Raw genomic sequence first — 19,078 nt, forward strand, 5'->3', positions numbered from 1 at the left:
GATGAATTCTATAATTCATTAAAGAGTTGAGCAATTACTTAGTGTTTTTGCACTATGGCAGGCAAGAGTTGATCTGTCTAGAATCGCGCTTAGCAATTACTCAACCGGACAGGCGCCACCAATGGGCAGCGAAGAATTCAGGGTTGCCAATAAGGAATGGGCAAAACGCGAGTTCCCCAAGCGACTACTGCGCTTGGCGATTGAGAAGCACGGGTATTCAGAGGATGACCATTACGGGGTCAACAAGGACATCGCCGAACTGCTGGGGGTGTCACGCAGCGCTGTGACCCGCTGGATGGGAGGCGTAGTCCCCGGCATCGAAAATCTAATGGCGATAGCCGACGCCTACGAGACAACTCCAGCGCACTTGGTGGGGAATGACGATGCTCCACCTGGACAATTCAGCCTTTCTGCCCTGGAAGAAAGTATCCCTCGACCCTTGCTCATCCATGTCCTGACCGTCATGTCAGAGCTACGCACCAACGCAACAAACCTCACAGACGCGTGGTTCGCTGAAGCGACTGTGCGGCTGCTTGAGTTGGTTAGCCAAAAGCCAGAAATGAGCCCTCAGGAAATCATGGGGCACGCCTATGAGCTGCTGAAGAAAGGGCCGGCAGGCGAAGAAAAAAACGGCAGCCAATCGTAAAACCGTAAAGCTGCAAAACCGCATCGGCGCACAGCAGCATTGATGCCCAAGCTGCACGACGAACACGCAGACAGCACAATAAAAACCAAGGGGAACGCATGGCCGAGCAGATATTGCTGGAATACGCCCATGCCATGCAGGCGATAGCACAACCCAAGCAATGGGGCAGCCATCAACCTTTTGGCTATCTATGGAGGCGAGCGGCTGGCGGGCGAATACCCTGCCTATTCGAGATCAGCATTGCACTGGACGTAGAGGGGTACACCCGCAAAGGTTGGAGAGTACTCGTCTATTACCGTCGCTCGCCACGCGGCTTTCACCCCGATAATTTCGGCGCCAGCCTGTTTATCGACAATGCCCGCGTTCTCGCCTTTGACTCGGGTCGACCCAGCCGGCATCGCAACACCGTGGGCCTGGGTGAGCCGTACTATCAGAAGCGCGTCGACCACCCGCACTGGCACCGCCCTACGCAAGAGGCCAGCCATGGCTATGTCGAGCCACTCGACCCAGCCCTGACTCAAGATCAGCTATGGCGGCTATTCCTAGAGCGTGCCAATATTGAAGGCGCCCCCGGCTTTCAACCACCACCCGGGGAGCAAGGTGAACTGCTATGAACTGTGTCCAACTGCTACCTCACTACGATTGCCGCGCGCTGCGCGACGGTGTCTTCTTCATCGAGTCCCCATATACGCTAGGCTTCGATGGCGAGCAGCTAGGCGCATACGTCCAGACAATGCCGGATGGCAACGCATTGATCACCGACGATGGGCAGATACTGACCGCGGCCCTTAGCCATGGCATCAAGCTTCGCCCTAAATTGCTGCAACGCCTGACGGATAGCGTTCGCTCCATGGGAATCGAGATGGGCAGCGAAGGCGACTTTCTCGCCCACTGCTCCGCGAGTGCATTGCGTGACCGCCTGCCAGCCTTCTTTGAAGGTTGTCTTAGCGTCGGCCATGCGCTGAAGGATGCTTACCCGGTGCCGCCATCCGGCTTCGAGGATCGCCTGGGTGATGTATTGGAGCGTCGTTACGCCAAGCGCGTACAGCGCAGGTTCAGCGTTGTCGGCGCCAGCGGTCATCAGTACCAGTTTCCCTTCGCCCTGGATGCCGGCTCCCCTGGCCAGCGCCTCATTCATACGGTGTCGGGCAACACCCATAGCCTGCGGTGGAGCGCCGTCACCCAAGCGCTCGGTGCGCTGGTCGATGTCTCTCGACTTACGCCCAGCGCCTCGATGTTCGTGGTGATCGAAGGCGGCCCTCAGGATACGATCGACCAAGCCAAGGCCGCCCTGGTGGAGCAGGCGAACGTCATCGTCTATCACGACGAGCGATCACTCGACGCCTTGGGCACCTGACACTGACGCTCTGTCGACCATCACCAACCCGCCTTCGTGGCGGGTTTTTTGTGTCCAGCCACTGGCCAAATTCCTTGCTGTCACCATCGCCCCTATCTCTCTACGGTGCCTATCACGAAAATCGCAAACAGCAAGTCACGCCCAGCTAACGAGCGCTGCCTTGCTGATTTGTCGATTTGTGGAAAATAGGAAGGGCCGGCGCTCGAAAGGGCCAAATTGGGCACTTCGGCGGCCTTGCATCTTTCAAAAAGTATGGAGAATAGAAGTAGATGATGCGCCGGGTGTGGCGCGGCAGAATTGAGCGGAGAAATACCCCAATTCGCGCACGCTTTTTAAGCGGTTGCCGGTAGCGCGAATTCATTACACTGGCTGAGCCCCTGAGGGGTGGCCAAATCATCCTTACCAATTTACTGTATACTTATACAGGCGATGGCCATGGGGCAAACAAAATGAACACTGAGCAAGACCGCTACACGCAGGAAACCCAAGACATTGCACGCTTGCGTGACCTTGAGAGCCAGGACGCCAATCTCACCTCAATTTTGGCAGAAATAGTCACCAAGGCGGCACTCCGCCTGGAAGGCAAAAACAAGTAATAACCACTCAGCGCCTGCCAAAAAAGAAATAAATACTTACTTACAGCCAAGCAGAATTCTCTGCTTGGCTTTTTTGTTGCGCAATTCTATTGACAGAGTTGATTGCTTAGGCAACACTAAGCACAACAGTTGAATGGAACAAGCAACATGAAGCCAATCACCCAACGACAAGCAATGCTCACCGCACTCGCAGCCCGCGGCATGGGATGCAAAGAGATCGCTGGTGAGGTTGGCATCGCCGTCAACACTGTTCGCGCCACTCTCCAGCAGGCGCGCGAAAGAACCAACAGCAAGAGCATCACACACCTGGTCGCCAAGGCGCTGTCTCGCGGCTGGATCACACCGCTCTGCCTCGCGCTGGCGCTCTCGATGGTGATGGACACCGGCACCGACAAGTTGCGCGTCACGGCGCGGGTTCGTCTCACACGCACAACGACACGGCTCGAAGCCTGAGCCAACCAGGGGAAGGAAAGGGGAACGCTAATGGCAACGAACGTCACCACCGTAGAAGAAGGCCTGCACGCCGCCGGCGAGCAGATGCAACAACAGCGGATGGCCCTGCTGGCGCGCAACGCACTCGGCAGGAGTGGCGAGCTGGTCATTGTCACGACCATCCGAGCGGCCAAGCAAGGCGCGGTCGTCGCAATGGAAGCGCGTCATTGCGAGGTCACCAAGTTCCGCACCTTTATCCGGCTCAAGTGAGGCTGCCATGACCACCCAAAAACGCCTCACTAGCGCCCAACGCTTCGCGATTTTTCAGATTGTTGACCGCGCCATCGACGTGACCCAACAGGGCGAATGGCATGCCAGCGCCGAGTACGCCGGCGCCAGCAATCTCGTCCAAGTCACCATCCGCCGGGCTGGTGGCAAGATAACCGACCCAGAGGGTCAGGTCGTAAACGCCTTTCTCGCTCGGTTGGGCAACGAGAGCGATGACGACAACAACAACAACCGCATCAATGCCGAACTCGGCGGCCTGCTGGATCACCTCAACGGGCTGTTGAATAAATCGGGAGCCACGTCATGAATCGTCTCACCGAAATCGACACCCCGTACGGCCGCAAGCGGCTGCATTACGCCACGCCGCTAATCGCTCTGCGTCAGATCGCCAAACGTAACCATTGGCATCTCGCCGTTCGCAGAGGACGCCTGATCATGGAGGGCTACCAGCATGCGTAAGCAACTGATCGAGATTGGCCGGGGCTGCGCGTACTTCTTCGGCGGCGCCGAGACCGAGACCGTCTATCCGAAGGGCAAAACCTCCGACTACCTGGCCGAGCGGGCCAAGCGTCGGCAGAAGCGCCACGAAGCCCGCCGCTGGCGCTGGGATCGTCACGGGCTGACGCCGGCACTGGAAATTCACACCGCCTGACCCGCAGCCGCCAGCGTTATGGCGGCCTGTATCCGAGAGCGCCTACCGGGCGCTGCCAGATGCAGTAGCAACACGCTCTTTAACAACTCGGACCCCACGCGGCGCCAGCAGCGCGTTATCTGCTGGCCATCGGAGAGGGCTCTGGTAAAGCACGCTCGCGGCGGCGACGTTAGGCAGACTTCGCGCTGCAAAATTCGCATCCAGAGTCCTCCCCGATGCGTGATGGCGCATCACTGTATTTCCCTGCGTATTGCCCGGCTCCGGCCGGGCCTTTTTCCGCGATGTCATCGGCATGGCCACGGTTCGCGGTCATCCCGATGCCATTCCGGCATCACAAGGCAAACCCTGCGTACCTCCCTGCCTTCGGGCAGGCCTTTTTATCCCAACAGCCCGCGCGACGGGCAGGAGGCAATCATGGCTTTTCGTGTTTACGGCATGACCGAACACCACGCGCTCCGCTCGGCGCGCCGCACTACCCCCCCCCCCAGCTCGATGAGACACCCGGCGAGCATGAAGAGCGGGTGAAGACGAAGATGGAAAAGATCATGAAGCGCGCCAACGTCGTGCCGATCTCCGCCGTCTTCGACGCCCCCCAGTTCGCCCGAGAATTCATAACCCTAGCCCAGCGCACCGGCCGATGCCGCAGCCTGCATATCCGGCGACCGGTAGAGGTCGATGTGGTCGTGAGGGGCAAACCCAAGAAGAAAACCGAATGGCAGGAGTACTGACAATTACTAATCCACAAGGAACCACCATGCCAGCCGACTCTCTCGACCTTTCGTTTCTATCCGAAGAGAGCGAACCCGTCACCGGCGGTGACGATCTCGCTCGCCTGATCCTCAAGGCACAGGAACACCACCAGCGGGCAGTCGACCAGTTGCAGTTGGTCGTTAGCCAGACCGACGCGGGCATCAAGCTGGGCGAAGGCGACGACGCCATCGTCTTCGAGAAAGACAGCGACAGGTGCAAGGGCTTCCGCGTCGGGGTGCAGATCGCGCTGCATATCATCGGGGAGTTCCCGATCACCATCATCGAGAACGAGGAGATCGACTGATATGTGGTTCAAGCACCTTCACCTCTACCGCCTGCACGACGCGCCAGCCATTTCCATCTCCGGTCTTGAGGAGCATCTGGAAGCCCAGGCATTCCGCCCACTGGGTGGCGTCGAAGCCAAGCGCATCGGCTGGGCCGCGCCAGCCGGGCGCAACAGCCAAAAACTCATCCATCAGATCAACGGCCACCGGCTGCTGACCGCCCTGCACCAAGAACGCATCTTGCCCGCATCGGTGGTGCGTGAAGAAGTCGAAGCCCGCGCTGACCGTATTGAGTACAGCGAAGGCCGGCCATTGCATCGCCGCGAAAAGCAGGCACTCAAGGAGCAGGTTTATGAAGAATTCCTGCCCCGCGCCTTCGTACGCTCATGGCGTTTCGATGTGTGGTGGGACACCACGCGCAACCTGATCGTCGTCAATGCCTCGAGCCGGACCGCTGCCGAGAGCGTGCTCGACCTACTGCGCCAGACGCTGGGCTCGCTCAAGGTCACGCCACTGGCCACCAAGACGACGCCGACCCGGGCCATGACCGAGTGGCTGAGCAATCCGGAGTCGCGCCCGGCCTGGCTGGAAGTCGGCGACCAAGTCGAGCTCAAGGCCACAAGCGGCGACGAGAGTGTCGTGCGCGGCCGTCAGGTCGATCTCGGTGGCGACGACATCGCCGGCTGCATGAGCGCCGGCCGGCAAGCCACTCGCCTGGCGATCACCGTAGACGAACAGGTATCCCTGGTGCTTCACGACGACCTATCGCTCAAGTCCATCCACTTCGCCAATGCGCTGCTGGATGAAGCCAGCCAGACGGATGACGGCGACGGCCCGGTGTTGCGGCTGGAAACCGACTTCGCGCTGATGGCCGGCGCGCTGGCAGGCGTCATCGAGCATCTGGTCGACGGGCTGGGTGGCGAGGCTACACCAGCGGCGCCAACCATCACTTAACCGAGGCGGCTTTCTCATCACGCGGCGGCACGTCGCAGGGATGGCCACCACTCACCAGCGCTACGAGCTTAGTGAAACGTGAAAGCGGCCTGCACTCGTCTTCCTGCCCTCTCATGTAACAGGCCTTGTTGAAGGCAATGGTCTCGATCGAAGCCAGTGGGCGATTATCCTGCTCATGGATGCGCTCGTACTGCTCTGCCAGCACATCATCCGTTAAATCACTCATGCGTCCTTTCAGGCTGTCATAGCGCAGCTTCTGCGCCCTGGCGGCGCCAGCTGCCTCGCCGAAGCGGCAGACGAACTGCAAGGCCGCGATGGCGGCCACGGCCAGCCCAAGCCAGAAGGTGCTGGCCATGGAGCCGAACACCGCCGACCCAAGCAGGATCAGCAGGAAGGTACAGAGCCGGTCAGCCCGGGCGTTCAAGGTCTCCGTCAGCTTCTCGACGTTCAGCGAGTTGTAAACGGCAAACTCTTGGTCGTTACGTTCCGGGCTCATGGTTGCGATTCCTTGAAGCTAGCTTGGCTTCTTGTCCGGCGGTGGTGGTGGCGATTTATAAACCGGCGCGTGATCGTAATGCTCACGGGGTTTAGCGGGAGGCGGTTTCTGGCCAGACCCCTGACCATCAGTTTTCTTGTTCATGACATGCTTCCTGCGCTGTTGTGGTGTCTCTTCAACCTACCACACGCAGCGTCCCGCTTCCTGCTGTTGTGGTGATGGTGGGAACGCGTCACCTGCGCAGTGGTGAGTCCGTCGGGGCTGCCCGGCACCTTGCCCTTACCCCGTGTGCAGCGGATCAAACGACGACTGCGGCCACTACCTCATCGAGACCGGCGAGGTGATTGCCGAGCTCGTGCCACCGGCCAACCAATAACCAGAAGGAAGCCAGGGAATGAACCTGAACCTCTTTGGCCACGAACTCGTGGTCGATAATTTCGCGGGCGGTGGCGGCGCCAGCGAGGGTATCGAGCAGGCCCTAGGCCGCCCTGTCGATCTCGCCATCAATCACGACGCAACGGCTATCGCCGTGCACACTGCAAACCACCCAGGCAGCGAGCACTCGGTGGCCGATGTCTGGGACGTCGATCCCGAGCAAGCGACTCGGGGTATGCCTGTCGGCCTGGCATGGTTCTCCCCAGACTGCCGGCACCACAGCAAAGCCAAGGGCGGGCGCCCCGTAAGCAAGAGCGTTCGCGGTCTAGCCTGGGTAGCAGCCAGGTGGGCAGCGAAGGTAAAGCCGCGCGTGATCATCCTCGAGAACGTCGAAGAGTTTCAGGACTGGGGCCCACTAATCAAGGACGATCAAGCTCGCATCGTTCCCGACCCGGCTCGCAAGGGTCAGACATTTCGAGGTTTCGTCGGCAACCTACGCCGGCATGGCTACCAGGTCGATTGGCGATTGCTGAGGGCCTGTGATTACGGCACCCCAACCATTCGCCGCCGACTCTTCCTGATTGCCCGTCGAGACGGATTGCCCATCTGTTGGCCAAAGCCCACCCACGCGGCACCCGAAGCCCCTGCCGTTCGCCGAGGAAAGATGCAGCCCCACCGCACCGCCGCGGAGTGCATCGACTGGTCAATCCCCTGCCCCTCGATATTCAGCCGCAACCGGCCGCTGGCCGAGAACACCATGAAGCGCATTGCCAAGGGGGTGATGCGGTATGTGGTCGAGGCCGAGCAGCCGTTCATCGTGACCTGCAACCACGGAGGTGAGGGTTTCCGTGGCCAGTCGCTGCTCGAGCCCATGAAGACGGTCACCGCAGCGCACGATGCCCATGGCTTGGTGGTGCCGCATATCACCAAGTTCCGGTCAGGCGCGATTGGTCATGCCTGCGACGAGCCCATGCATACCATCACGGCAAACAGCAACGTCGAGGGCACCGGGACGAACCCGGGCGGAGCGGCGCCGTTCGGGCTGGTGGCGGCAACCATGGTGCAGACGGGCTACGGCGAACGGCCCGGGCAGGCGCCTCGAGCGATCGGCCTACAGAAACCCCTCGGCACAGTAGTTGCCGGCGGACAGAAGCATGCACTGGTTTCCGCATTCCTTGCCAAGCACTTCACCGGCGTTGTCGGCGATGACCTGCGCAATCCAGTACCGACCGTCACCGCGACAGATCATAACGCCCTGGTCGCCGCCAACTTGGTCAACCTCAAGGGTGCCGATCGTGGCGGTCGGGATCTGCGCGAGCCGATGCCCACCGTCTGCGCCGGTGGCACCCACGCCGCAGCAGTTGCCGCTTTCCTCGCACCGTACTACGGCAGCGGGTCAGGCGAGACCGGCCGCGACCTGCGAGCGCCAGCACCCACCGTCACCACCAAGGACCGCTTCCAGTTGATCACAGTGCTGATCGACGGTGAGCGCTACGTGATCACCGACATCGGCATGCGGATGCTCCAGCCTCACGAGCTAGCCGCTGCTCAGGGATTCCCTGATGGCTATAAGTTCGCCGAGGTCAATGGTCGCCCGGTACCGAAATACGTCCAGGTGCGCCTGATCGGCAACAGCGTCTGCCCGCCACTGGCCCGCGCCATTGTTGCGGCCAACTTCACTCATGAGAAACAGTTCATGCCGGCGCCAGCCGCAGCCGTCGCATAGGGAGTCGATATGAGAAACCTGCTCTGGAATATCTTGGCCACGCTGCTGGCCTGGCCACCCATCGCCCGCTGGCTAATCGCCCGCGCGCATCGCACGCCTTACTTCCCCATCGTGAAAGATGGCGAGGTCTATATGGATCGCCATTGGCTATTTAATCCTTACGATTACGAGACGCGCCAGCCCCGGCATCGCTGGTGCCCGATCTCGATTCGCGTGCATCACATCCAGCAGCCGGACGACGACCGGCACCTTCATGATCACCCCTGGAACGCTCGAACGATCATCCTCGCTGGCGATTACCTAGAGGAGGTGCCGGGTGTAATGCCGGGCAGCGCCAGTCTACCGGCGCGGCGTTCTCGTCAGCAGCGTACCCGCCGAGCCGGCGATACCGCCCGGATCGGCTACGGTCAGTTCCATCGCATTGCTGACGTGTCGCATGGCGGCGTGCATACCCTGTTCATTTCCGGCTCGCACCGTGGCGATTGGGGTTTTCTCGTCGACGGCGTGAAGGTGCCGTGGCGGGAATACCTAGGCATTACCGATCAGATTACATAGGAGTAAATGCGTTGATAAATCATCTGATAAATCCCATTCGTGCAAGCCGGCGACTCGAAGACCTCGAGCAGCGATTGAGTCGCCTCTGGATCAGCCTTGGGGACGATCAACAATGGTTGGCCGGAGATGCGACCTCCGAGGCGCTCACCGCTCGCTATCGGGAAATGGTCAAGGACAGCTGGGGCAGTTATGTGCCGGAGCCCATCAGGGATCTCCGCGACAGGCTGGGTCTTAATCCGTACTCGCCGAAGCCATCGCTAGCTGATCAGGCCATGCAACTCTGCTACGCGATCGAGCAAGGACCAGCGAGTAAAGAGATGACCGATGCGTCACTCATGGCGGTGGATCTGGAGCGCGTGTTGCGAAAAGCCGAGGGGGCAGCCGCATAGGAGAAGCCCATGACCCGATATGCCGAAAACACCTCGGTTTCCAGCGAGCGTAGCCGCGCCGAGATCGAGCAGACCCTAGCTCGCTACGGGGCCGACGGGTTCATGTATGGATGGGACGGCGGCACTGCGGTGCTGGCTTTCCAGATGCACGGCAGAAGAATCCGCTTCGACCTGACGATGCCCGATCGGAACAGCGATGAGTACACGCTCACCGAGACCGGACGTGAGCGAGCGCCAGCACAGGCGGCCAAAGCATGGGAACAGGCCTGCCGGCAACGCTGGCGGGCGCTGGCTCTGGTTATCAAAGCCAAGCTCGAGGCAGTCGAGAGCGGTATCACGATGTTTGAAGAGGAGTTCCTCGCTCACATCGTGCTACCCGGCGGCAACACGGTTGGCAACTGGATGCTCCCCCAGGTCGAACGCTCCTACCAATCCGGGCAGATGCCGCCGCTGCTGCCCGGGCCAAATGATAAGAGGTGAATCATGAGCCTGAGGGCCTATTCCATATATGACCGAGACGCCGGACCAGAGGAGGGGGCGGCGCTGGCGTTCGCGCACAGCGTCAAGGATGCCCGAAAGATAGGTTTCTCCACCCTGCGCGATTGGTTCGGCACTGAGTGGATCGATGTAGCTGCCGATCACCTTCCCTGCGATGTCGAATGGCTGGCTGAGCAAGAGGGTGTTGATTTGAATGGCGAGACCCGGCTGATCGAAAGCCCAATGGTTTGCGAGCGATGCGAGTTGTGGGGCAGGTCTCCGCTGGTCGAGAAAGGCATCTGCGAAGAGTGTCGCGACGAGGATTCCGAAGAGTGAAGCCCACCCATACCCGCGTCGATCATGGTGGCCGGTTCGCCCTAGTCACCGAGACACTGGGCACCGGGCCGCTCGAGGGCCAGACGCTGGTCGTCTATCGCGAACTCGACCGCGACGTGCAGAGCGCGACGACTCTCGACGATTGGCGTCAGCGCTGGCGAACGATCGCTGCCGACGACTGCCCCGTCTGCCTCGGGACCGGCACCGACCATATCAAGGGCAACGCTGCGAACCCATGCGGAGGCTGCTTTGGGCTTGGCAAGGTGCGCGACGACGGTGAAACGCCGGTGGATCGCTGGGAGTTGGCAGCCGTGGCAACCGGCATCATCAAGCGCCAGCAACAGGAACTCGCACAGCGCCGCCAGGCGATGGCAGCGCCGGAAGTGCGCGCCGCGCTGCAAGCGGCGCAGGAACGGCAAGCCACGGACGCCATCGCCGAGCAGGAACAGAAATGGCGCGCGGGTCGCGGGCATGGCCCCGTAGGCCGACGATACACAGGTGATTGAGTTGCTGCATATCGGGGTCCGAGAGTCGGCCGGCAACGGTCAGGTAGGAAGGTACACAGGAGAAAGAGATGGCGAACGCCCAACGAAAAAACGCTCAAGATTGGGTCGACCCGCGATTCGTACAGATCTCGCGAATCGAGGCGGCGAGGATACTCGGGCGAAGCCCCACGGAGTTCGACCGGATGCGAAAAAACGATCCTGAATGCCCGAAGGGTTTCAAAGATGGGAGCGACCGCGGGGCGCGTGTGCGGTTTCGCTTGTCAGAGGTCTACGCTTACAGCGACACTCTGATGATGCGAGCCAGCAACGATTCGGCTGAAGAAGAAGAATAGTGATGGCACGGATCGGCGCCAGCAACGGACAGCAGCGTCGACCTTGTACACCCACGTGTAGACCAAACCGCAAAATGTACTCTAGCACTTTGATTTATATAGCCGGTTTGGTTCCCCCCATCCGCACCATGTTGATTCACCTATATTTTCCAGTTTTCAGAAGGCCATCGAGTCACCGCACTGGATTATTGGTGTGACCGGATCGTGACCGGCTGCCCATCCGATTGACGGCCTCGCTATCCAGCGAGGCGTCTTCGTTTTGTCATACCCATCTTCAGCGATGCGTTATTCAGGCATCAGGCCTTGGCGGGAACTCGTTCGGCTTTAAGGCCAAGCGAGATGAACAGCGCCGCTAGCATAAGAACAAGACCGCTGACACTGAAAACGCCGGTGACACCGCCGAAATTGAGGAGTGCGCCACCTGCGCTGGCACCGAAGGCGATAGCCAACTGGATTGCCGCGACCAACAGCCCACCACCGCTTTCGGCCTCGTCAGGCACGGTTCGAGTGATCCAGGTCGACCAGGCGACAGGCACCGTCCCGAAGGCAAGTCCCCAAAAGGCGATCAATACACCAACGATGACTGGAGTGCTGCCCGTACTGGCGAGACTGAAGCCGATGATCCCCATTACCAATGGCATCACGGCCAGCGTCAGACGCATGTTGCGTTCCAGCATAAGGCCGCCGAGGTAGGCGCCGGCGAAATTGGCCACACCAAATCCTAGCAGGATGGCCGAAACGCCCGTGGCGGCGACACCGGTAACATCTTCAAGGAATGGGCGGACGTAAGTGAACAGGGCGAAATGCCCGCTGAAGATCAGAAGCACGGCAACCATGCCGAACTTCATGCGCGGGCGCACCATCACCTCGAACAGGGTGCGCAGGCTCGCCTGACCGCGCGGCGCCATGCGCGGCAGGGTTGCGAACTGCACGGCCAAGGCAAAAAAGCCAAGAACGGCCGCCAGCAGAAAGACATTGCGCCAGCCAATAGTGCCGCCGAGATAGCTACCGACGGGGGCCGCAAAAATCGTTGCCGCCGAAACGCCACTCAGCATGATCGACAGCCCACGCGGAATCAGGCTCTCGGGCACGAGTCGCATTATGGTCGCCGCCGACATCGTCCAGAAACCACCGAGCGCGATACCTAGAAAGACGCGACCCAGCAGCAGAAATGCCAGGTTGGAGGCATACGCTACCAGCAGGTTGGAGATGATCAGCAGAACGGAGAAGCCAAGCAGGACATAGCGTCGGTCAATTCTTCGGGTGGCTGACGAGATCAACAAGCTGGTCACAAAGGCCAATACCGCCGTGGCCGATACCGCCTGACCGGCCAGGCCTTCGCTAATACCGAGATCGGCGGCCATCGGGGTCAGCAAGCTGGCGGGCAGAAACTCCGCCGTAACCATCCCGAAGACGCCAAGCATCATGGAGACCACCGCGCCCCAGGCCGGCGCGTTTTGTCCGGCCGCAGCCGTGGAGTGTGAGTGTCGATGATTCATGGATTGATCCTTTCGCAGAAGCGTGTTTTTCACTTTGCGAACAGGATAGAGTCGACATGCCAGACGATCTATGGCATAAACTCCTGCATGATTGATCAATCGTCCGATTTATTGTCACCGCCTCTCCATCGCCCGCTTGCGGGGGATCTGGTCAGTGAGCTGCTGATGGGCATGCGGCTGTATGGCCTGCACTACAACCGAGTGCAAATTGCCCCGCCCTTCGGCATCCGTTTCGGCGAGGCCCCCTCCCGAGCGCAATTCCACTTTATTGCCCAAGGGCCGGTTTATTTGCGTAGCTCAGGCGGCGCGGTGCATCTCCTTGAGTCCGGTGACGCGGTTCTGCTGCCGCGCGGTGGCATACACGGGCTCCTGTCGGAGCCGGACCTGCCATGCAGGGATATCACCCATTTCGAGGCGGCCTCGATCTGCGACACCGTCAGTGATATTGCCGCCTGCACCGAAGACACCTGCCGGACGAAGGATGTCCTGGTCTTCAGTGGCTGCATGGAATTCGATCTTGGCACCATGCACCCACTTACCGTTCTGATGCCCGAGGTGATGCAAGTCGGCACCCTGATCGATCGTAACCCCGAGATTCTGCCAATCCTCGAGGCCATGGAGCGCGAGGTAAGGATCGAACGGGCCGGCTTCGCCGGGATACTGACGCGACTGGCCGAGGTGGTATCGGCCTCGATCGTGCGCGGTTGGGTCGAATGTGGCTGTGGCGATGCCACTGGCTGGGTCGAGGCGCTGCGCGACCCTCGGTTGGGTCGGGTTATCGCCGCCCTGCATCGCGATCCCGGCCGCAACTGGACCGTGGAAAGCCTCGCCTCGGAGATGGGTAGCTCGCGCTCGGTGTTTGCCGAGCGCTTTCTGGCGATAACCGGAACGACACCACTGCGCTATGTCACGGAACTTCGCATGCGCCTGGCCTCACAATGGATCGCTCGCGATCGCCTGTCGATCGAAACCGTCGCGGAGAGATTGGGGTACGGCTCACAGGCTGCCTTCAGCCGTGCCTTCAAACGCGTCACTGGCCAGTCGCCGGGAGCCGTTCGCACAGCCGGGATTCCGCCCCTCATTGAAAATGAGCAAGCAATGCCAACTAGTAACGTGACCGAAATGTAACTTTCGGCCACGCCAAGTATGCACACCAAGACAACATGGTTCGATCTACAACGGCTGGCCGCTACAGAGTGCCCAATTGGCCTGTATTGCCTCGGGATAACTCTGGAAACGATTGATTTCCTTTGCCTTTCCGCCGGTGGTCTCCATCAGGACCCAGTAATCCGGCTGTCTTAGTTGGGCACCGGGCCGAGTGGTGGCGGGAGCAATTTTAAAGCTTCGCTTAGCCATGACAACCTCCACGTTTTTACAAAAGTACACAAATTGAGCATGGAAGGTTTTCCGACCGAACGAAATACCATTTTTCTCATGAAATTTAAGGAATCGCCGGATCAGCCGTTATTCATTTAGCAGACTGTTTGTGGCCTCACCGGCGCGCTTTACACTCTGTATTAGCGGTATCGGAAAGATGCCTGATAGGAGTGCCGTTCATGTTCAGAGATGATGTACCCGGTTGCGGTGTGTACCGTCATAGCGACGGCAAACTGGTCAAGCAATGCAATACGCATGGCGAGTTGCTACATGGCCAGTTCTATTCGTCGACGCCGACACTCGATGCCTTTCTCGCCGATGCCGGCTACACCCCTTACGAAACCATCGCCGACACCTATACGGTCTACTCGCCGATCCCTGGATTCACGCTCGCAAGCCCTTTCAAGGAGGCCTTAGAGGGCATTCGTTATCTGGTCCAGGTGAATGCCGACCCCAAGGCACAATTCTTCATACTGATTTCCGATAGCCTGCTGGACTATTTAAGCGTTCTCGAATTGCTCCAGCCGCTGGTCATGCACAAGCGTATGGTTGCCGAAGACGCCGCGCGGGCCTGAACCCGAGCGGCGCCTTCGCTGTTGCGTATCGATCGGGAGGCCGTGATCGGTCCAATCACCCGCGTGGGTAGAACGCGTCTTCCGGTAGTGCCATCAGCGGCTCGGCACCGGCTTCTATCTGACGCGCCAGCGCTTCGCTGCGGGGCAGCATGCGTGCAAGAAAGTGTCGACCCACTGCCAGTTTGGCGCGGTAGAAGCTCTCTCCCGCCGCGCCGCTAGCATCCAACCCTGCCTGTGCCGCACGCGCCATTTTCCACCACATCCAGGCATAGGCGACGTAGCCGAACAGGTTGAGATAATCCACGGCGGCCGCGCCCAGTTCCTCGGGACTCTGCTGAGCGCGATCGAGCAGCCAGGCGGTGACCTCCTCGAGTCGTGCAAGCTCGCGCTGGCAGGCCCCATGAAAGTCTTCGAGCCCCACCGGGGCCTGGCTGCCCAGGTCCTCACGCACCACCGCCGCGAAACGCGCAACATGGGCGCCGGCGTTCTTGTAGAGCTTGCGGCCCACCAGATCCATCGCCTGAATGCCGTTGGTGCCTTCATAGATCATGGCGATACGCGCATCGCGCACGTACTGCTCGGCGCCCCACTCCACGCAGTAGCCGTTACCGCCATAGAGCTGCTGGGCCTCCACCGTGGCATCGAAGCCACGATCGGTAAGAAACGCCTTGGCAATTGGCGTGAGCAGTGCCACCAGCGCTTCGGCATCCGTGCGCATCTCGGCGTCGGGATGAAACTTGGCACGATCGAGCTGGCTACCCACGTAAGCCGCAAAGGCCCGCCCGCCTTCGTTCCAGGCCCGCACGTTCAAGGCCATGCGCCGCACGTCGGGGTGTACCAGGATCGGATCGGCGGGTTTATCGGGGGCGACGGCGCCCTGCGGCGCGCGACTCTGTAGGCGTTCGCGGGCGAAATCCAGCGCGCTCTGGTAGGCCACCTCGCCGAGTCCCAGGCCCTGAATGCCAATCGACAGCCGCTCGTAGTTCATCATCGTGAACATGGTAGCCAGGCCCTGGTGCGGTTCGCCGATCAGCACGCCTTGCGCCTGTTCGAAGTGCATCACGCAGGTCGCGCTGCCCTTGATGCCCATCTTGTGCTCCAGCCCACCACAGACCACGCCGTTGGCCTCGCCGAGTTCACCGCTGGCATCGACACGGCGCTTGGGCACCAGAAACAGCGAGATGCCGCGCGTTCCCGCGGGGGCATCCGGTAGCTTGGCCAGCACCAGATGGACGATGTTATCGACCATGTCGTGCTCGCCGCCGGTGATCCAGATCTTGCTGCCGGTGATGGCATAGCCTGAGTCGCCGTCAATGGGCACCGCGCGGGTCTTGATCAAGCCCAGATCGGTGCCGCAGTGCGGCTCGGTCAGACACATGCTGCCCAGCCAATCACCGGCATACATCCTCGGCAAATAGGTGCGCTTGATGGCATCAGTTGCGTGATGATCGAGCAGCAGCGCCGCTCCCGTGTTCAAGGCCGGGTAGAGCGCGAAACTGGCGTTGGTGGCGTAGAGCATTTCCTCGAAGGCCACGGTGAGCATCTTGGGCAGGTCTTGGCCGTCGAATTCGGGATTGCCACCCAGCCCGAACCAGCCGCCATCGGCCAGGGTGCGTAGCGCCTCCTTGAAACCCTTGGGTGTGGTCACTTTGCCCGCTGCGAAATGACAGCCTTCGGCATCGCCGCTCTGGTTGAGCGGAAACAGTTCGGCCCGAGTGACGCGCGCGCCCTCTTCCAGAATGGCTTCGGCCAGGTCGGGCGTGACCTCGGTGGTGCCAGGCATCGATGCCCACTCCTCGCCAGCCTTGAAGACTTCGTTAAGCACGAAACGCATATCGCGCAGCGGCGCCTGGTAACTGGCCATGAGGTGGTCTCCCGAAACGATGATTCAAACGCTTGCTTGAATATAGCCTAGCTCCGCATCTCCGTCATCATCCTTAGACGAATGATGGCTGCATAACATGCCAAAGCCGGCTGAAACCAAGACAGCTTACCCCTTGTTTCTATGAATATGCCCCATTATCACTTGCAAATGACAAACATTATCATTATCTTCTGCGCGTTTGCCGATATTACAAGAATTCATCGGTACGTCTTCAAAGCGACCAATTCGAGTTTTTTACGGATCTGCACAAGGGAAATTTCTTTTCATGCCACATCATAAAAAACGCCACACAGCTTGGATGCTCCCCGCCGTCCTCTGCACGACCCTGCCTACGGTCACGCTGGCCCAAACCACCTCTTCCACCGGTTACCAGGCCGCCGACAACGAACTGTCACCGATGGTCGTGACTGCCACCCGCAACAAGAGTCTTGTCGGTGAGACGTCCCAGAGGGTGACCATCATCACCCGCGAGCAGATCGAACAACAGTTGGCCATCACCAGCGACCCCGGTCAGGTGCTCAGCAATCTAATCCCCTCCTATTCGCCCAGCCGTCAAAAGCTCAATAATAGCGGCGAGACCCTCCGCGGTCGCTCGCCGCTGTTCCTGGTGGACGGGGTGCCCCAGACCAACTCGCTGCGCGACGGCGGAAGGGACAGCTATACCATCGATCTCTCCATGGTCGAGCGCATCGAGGTGATTCACGGCGCCAGCGCCGAGCATGGCCTGGGAGCCACCGGCGGAATAATCAATTATGTGACCAAGAGCGCCGAGAGCGGCACGGTGAACCAACATGCTGGAGTCAGCCTGACCAGCGGAGACGACTTCGAATCCGAGGGCTTCGGTCACGAACTGGATTACAGCATCAGCGGCCAGAGCGGCGACTGGGATTACTTGGCCGCCGTCAGCCGCCAGAAGCGCGGGGTATACTTCGACGGCAACGACGAAATCGTTGGCATGGCCTACCATGGTGAAATACAGAACTCCACTAACTACGATCTCTTCGGCAAGCTCGGCTACTGGATCGACGACAATCAGAATATCGAGTTCTCCCTCAATCATTTCTACCTCGAAGTTGACGACGACTACGTGCCGGTGCCCGGCGATCGTGCCGCCGGCGTCCCGACCACGGCGCGTAAGGGCGACCCGGAGGGCGAGACGAGCTACAACGAGGTCACCATGGCACAGCTTTCCTACTCTCATGCCGACTGGTTCGGCAACGAAGTGAACATGCAGGTTTACCGCCAACGTTTTCGTGCCCAATTCGGCACTACCTCCCTCGGTTCCTTCCCCTATCCAGACGGCGCGGGCAATACCCTCTACGATCAGACCCGCAACGAGTCCGACAAGCTGGGCGGCAAGTTCACCCTGAGTCGTGACGGGCTGCTGAATGACCGCCTGACACTGACCACCGGCCTCGACGTGCTGCAGAACGAGACCAGCCAGGTGCTGGTGCAGACCGACCGCGCCTACGTGCCGGAGACGCAGTTCCGCAACTACGCCGTCTTCCTGCAGGGCGACTATGACCTGACCGACTCGCTGAGCCTGCATACCGGCGTGCGCCAGGAATATGCCGAGCTCGATGTTGACAACTTCTCGACCATCGACCGCAGCAACGTCACTCAAGACAACGTCAGTGTCGACGGCGGCTCTCCCGACTTCGAAGAGACCCTGTTCAACGCCGGCCTGGTCTATCAGGTGACCGACTGGGCCCAGCTCTACGCCAACTACTCGGAGGGCTTCGGCATGCCGGACGTGGGCCGAGTACTGCGCGGCGTCGGCACCCCCGGCCAAGACGTCGACACCCTGATCGACCTCTCCCCTATCGTCACCGACAACCGCGAGATTGGCGCGCGCTTCGACTGGGGACGCTATGGCCTCGAGCTGAGCTACTACGAGTCGAATTCCGACCTCGGCCAGCGAATCGAGCCCGATGCCCAAGGCGTCTACCGGGTCGAACGGGAAAAGACCGAGATCCAGGGCTACGAGATCACCGGCGAGGCCCAAGTGAGCGATGCCCACCAGCTGCGACTCACCTACACCCACGCCGAGGGCGAGTCCGATAGCGACGGCGACGGCAGCGTGGACACCAAGCTGACGGGCCGAGACATCGCCCCGGATACGCTCAAGCTGGCCTGGAGCGCCGCCTGGACCGAGAAACTGTCCACGCACCTGCAGTACAGCCGCTACTTCGACCGCAGCTTCGACGACCCCGATCTGGAGTTCGGCGGCTACGGCCTGATTGACGCCTCGCTGGCCTATCGCTTACCCGTCGGCCGTGCCACCTTCGGCATCGAGAACCTCACCGACGAGGATTATTTCACCTACTACTCACAATCGTTCCCCCAGTCGGCCGCACTTGAAGACGACCTGTACTTCAAGGGCCGAGGACGCACTTTCAAGGTCGGCTATCAGGTCGACTTCTAAGGCGAAACGTTCGATCGATCAGGCTTGTTGAGCGGCGCCCCAGGGCGCCGCTTTTTTAGCTCATCGCAGCCCCAGTAATTGATAACGATTTGCATTAACTTTTGCATCATGTCACCATCCTGCCCCCCATGACGCATTTCACAGTGGCGTTATGCCAGGCAAACGC

General features: G+C 60.3%; 25 protein-coding genes. 22 read left to right on the forward strand and 3 right to left on the reverse strand.

The genetic code is table 11. The annotated features are described in order from the left end of the window. Nucleotides 1-121: 121 nt before the first annotated feature. From BLR92_RS12725 to BLR92_RS12770, 12 genes are all read left to right on the forward strand, one after another. The gene (locus tag BLR92_RS12725) at nt 122-646 is read left to right on the forward strand and encodes a helix-turn-helix domain-containing protein (protein WP_089729132.1); all 525 of its coding nucleotides are present in this window, start codon (nt 122-124) and stop codon (nt 644-646) included. 98 nt (nt 647-744) lie between these two features. Continuing rightward, the gene (locus BLR92_RS12730; protein ID WP_089729134.1) at nt 745-1,260 is read left to right on the forward strand and encodes a hypothetical protein; all 516 of its coding nucleotides are present in this window, start codon (nt 745-747) and stop codon (nt 1,258-1,260) included. Continuing rightward, entirely contained in the window at nt 1,257-2,003 is a 747-nt protein-coding gene (locus BLR92_RS12735) for a DUF1828 domain-containing protein (protein ID WP_089729136.1), read from the forward strand. Before BLR92_RS12730 ends, BLR92_RS12735 begins: the two co-directional genes overlap by 4 nt. A gap of 449 nt (nt 2,004-2,452) precedes the next feature. After that, complete coding sequence (locus BLR92_RS19755; RefSeq protein ID WP_175488811.1) at nt 2,453-2,599, forward strand: hypothetical protein; 147 nt, start codon at nt 2,453-2,455, stop codon at nt 2,597-2,599. Nucleotides 2,600-2,746: 147 nt separating this feature from the next. Continuing rightward, nucleotides 2,747-3,052 carry a helix-turn-helix transcriptional regulator gene (locus BLR92_RS12740; protein ID WP_089729138.1) on the forward strand — a complete coding sequence of 102 codons (306 nt, stop codon included), beginning with the start codon at nt 2,747-2,749 and terminating at the stop codon, nt 3,050-3,052. Between the two features lie 30 nt (nt 3,053-3,082). Further along, a complete protein-coding gene (locus tag BLR92_RS12745) occupies nt 3,083-3,301 on the forward strand; it encodes a hypothetical protein (RefSeq protein WP_089729140.1) in 219 nt (72 codons plus the stop codon). Nucleotides 3,302-3,308: 7 nt separating this feature from the next. Next, nucleotides 3,309-3,626 carry a hypothetical protein gene (locus BLR92_RS12750; RefSeq protein ID WP_089729142.1) on the forward strand — a complete coding sequence of 106 codons (318 nt, stop codon included), beginning with the start codon at nt 3,309-3,311 and terminating at the stop codon, nt 3,624-3,626. Continuing rightward, on the forward strand, nt 3,623-3,778 hold the full coding sequence (locus BLR92_RS19760) for a hypothetical protein (protein WP_175488812.1): 156 nt from the start codon (nt 3,623-3,625) through the stop codon (nt 3,776-3,778). The genes BLR92_RS12750 and BLR92_RS19760 overlap by 4 nt, the downstream gene beginning before the upstream one ends. Next, entirely contained in the window at nt 3,771-3,971 is a 201-nt protein-coding gene (locus tag BLR92_RS12755) for a hypothetical protein (protein WP_089729143.1), read from the forward strand. Before BLR92_RS19760 ends, BLR92_RS12755 begins: the two co-directional genes overlap by 8 nt. 545 nt (nt 3,972-4,516) lie before the next feature. After that, on the forward strand, nt 4,517-4,699 hold the full coding sequence (locus BLR92_RS12760) for a hypothetical protein (RefSeq protein ID WP_139171601.1): 183 nt from the start codon (nt 4,517-4,519) through the stop codon (nt 4,697-4,699). 26 nt (nt 4,700-4,725) lie between these two features. Next, complete coding sequence (locus BLR92_RS12765; RefSeq protein WP_089729147.1) at nt 4,726-5,025, forward strand: hypothetical protein; 300 nt, start codon at nt 4,726-4,728, stop codon at nt 5,023-5,025. A 1-nt stretch (nt 5,026) separates the two neighbouring features. Further along, nucleotides 5,027-5,959: a recombination-associated protein RdgC gene (locus tag BLR92_RS12770; protein WP_089729150.1), complete on the forward strand. Its 933-nt coding sequence runs from the start codon at nt 5,027-5,029 to the stop codon at nt 5,957-5,959. Here BLR92_RS12770 and BLR92_RS12775 read toward each other — a convergent pair. Next, nucleotides 5,952-6,455 carry a hypothetical protein gene (locus BLR92_RS12775; RefSeq protein ID WP_089729152.1) on the reverse strand — a complete coding sequence of 168 codons (504 nt, stop codon included), beginning with the start codon at nt 6,453-6,455 and terminating at the stop codon, nt 5,952-5,954. The genes BLR92_RS12770 and BLR92_RS12775 overlap by 8 nt on opposite strands. 394 nt (nt 6,456-6,849) lie before the next feature. Between BLR92_RS12775 and BLR92_RS12780 the strand changes: the two genes are divergently transcribed. The 7 genes from BLR92_RS12780 to BLR92_RS12810 all read left to right on the forward strand — a co-directional run bounded on the left by BLR92_RS12780 (nt 6,850) and on the right by BLR92_RS12810 (nt 11,151). Further along, nucleotides 6,850-8,556, forward strand: coding sequence for a DNA cytosine methyltransferase (locus BLR92_RS12780; protein ID WP_089729154.1), 1,707 nt, complete (start codon nt 6,850-6,852; stop codon nt 8,554-8,556). Between the two features lie 9 nt (nt 8,557-8,565). Next, nucleotides 8,566-9,111, forward strand: coding sequence for a hypothetical protein (locus tag BLR92_RS12785; protein WP_089729156.1), 546 nt, complete (start codon nt 8,566-8,568; stop codon nt 9,109-9,111). An 11-nt stretch (nt 9,112-9,122) separates the two neighbouring features. Next, nucleotides 9,123-9,500: a hypothetical protein gene (locus BLR92_RS12790; RefSeq protein WP_089729158.1), complete on the forward strand. Its 378-nt coding sequence runs from the start codon at nt 9,123-9,125 to the stop codon at nt 9,498-9,500. A 9-nt stretch (nt 9,501-9,509) separates the two neighbouring features. Then, entirely contained in the window at nt 9,510-9,980 is a 471-nt protein-coding gene (locus BLR92_RS12795) for a hypothetical protein (protein WP_089729160.1), read from the forward strand. Between the two features lie 3 nt (nt 9,981-9,983). After that, a complete protein-coding gene (locus BLR92_RS12800) occupies nt 9,984-10,313 on the forward strand; it encodes a hypothetical protein (RefSeq protein WP_089729162.1) in 330 nt (109 codons plus the stop codon). After that, a complete protein-coding gene (locus BLR92_RS12805; protein ID WP_089729164.1) occupies nt 10,310-10,819 on the forward strand; it encodes a hypothetical protein in 510 nt (169 codons plus the stop codon). The genes BLR92_RS12800 and BLR92_RS12805 overlap by 4 nt, the downstream gene beginning before the upstream one ends. A 68-nt stretch (nt 10,820-10,887) precedes the next feature. Then, nucleotides 10,888-11,151: a hypothetical protein gene (locus BLR92_RS12810; RefSeq protein ID WP_089729168.1), complete on the forward strand. Its 264-nt coding sequence runs from the start codon at nt 10,888-10,890 to the stop codon at nt 11,149-11,151. A gap of 296 nt (nt 11,152-11,447) precedes the next feature. Here BLR92_RS12810 and BLR92_RS12815 read toward each other — a convergent pair whose 3' ends face one another. After that, nucleotides 11,448-12,650 carry an MFS transporter gene (locus BLR92_RS12815; protein WP_089729170.1) on the reverse strand — a complete coding sequence of 401 codons (1,203 nt, stop codon included), beginning with the start codon at nt 12,648-12,650 and terminating at the stop codon, nt 11,448-11,450. On the opposite strand from BLR92_RS12815, the gene BLR92_RS12820 reads away from it, so the two are divergent. Together BLR92_RS12820 and BLR92_RS12830 are read left to right on the forward strand one after the other, a co-directional pair. Further along, nucleotides 12,642-13,778 carry an AraC family transcriptional regulator gene (locus BLR92_RS12820; protein WP_340148222.1) on the forward strand — a complete coding sequence of 379 codons (1,137 nt, stop codon included), beginning with the start codon at nt 12,642-12,644 and terminating at the stop codon, nt 13,776-13,778. The two genes, BLR92_RS12815 and BLR92_RS12820, sit on opposite strands and share 9 nt — an antisense overlap. Nucleotides 13,779-14,206: 428 nt before the next feature. Next, on the forward strand, nt 14,207-14,602 hold the full coding sequence (locus BLR92_RS12830) for a hypothetical protein (RefSeq protein ID WP_089729176.1): 396 nt from the start codon (nt 14,207-14,209) through the stop codon (nt 14,600-14,602). Between the two features lie 55 nt (nt 14,603-14,657). Here BLR92_RS12830 and BLR92_RS12835 read toward each other — a convergent pair whose 3' ends face one another. Then, nucleotides 14,658-16,466 (reverse strand): acyl-CoA dehydrogenase C-terminal domain-containing protein, encoded by a 1,809-nt coding sequence (locus BLR92_RS12835; protein WP_089729178.1) that lies wholly within the window; start codon nt 16,464-16,466, stop codon nt 14,658-14,660. A 286-nt stretch (nt 16,467-16,752) separates the two neighbouring features. On the opposite strand from BLR92_RS12835, the gene BLR92_RS12840 reads away from it, so the two are divergent. Further along, complete coding sequence (locus tag BLR92_RS12840) at nt 16,753-18,912, forward strand: TonB-dependent receptor (protein WP_089729181.1); 2,160 nt, start codon at nt 16,753-16,755, stop codon at nt 18,910-18,912. Nucleotides 18,913-19,078 lie beyond the last annotated feature (166 nt).

This window comes from Modicisalibacter muralis (assembly GCF_900102945.1).
In the GTDB taxonomy this organism is placed as follows: Bacteria; Pseudomonadota; Gammaproteobacteria; order Pseudomonadales; family Halomonadaceae; genus Modicisalibacter; species Modicisalibacter muralis.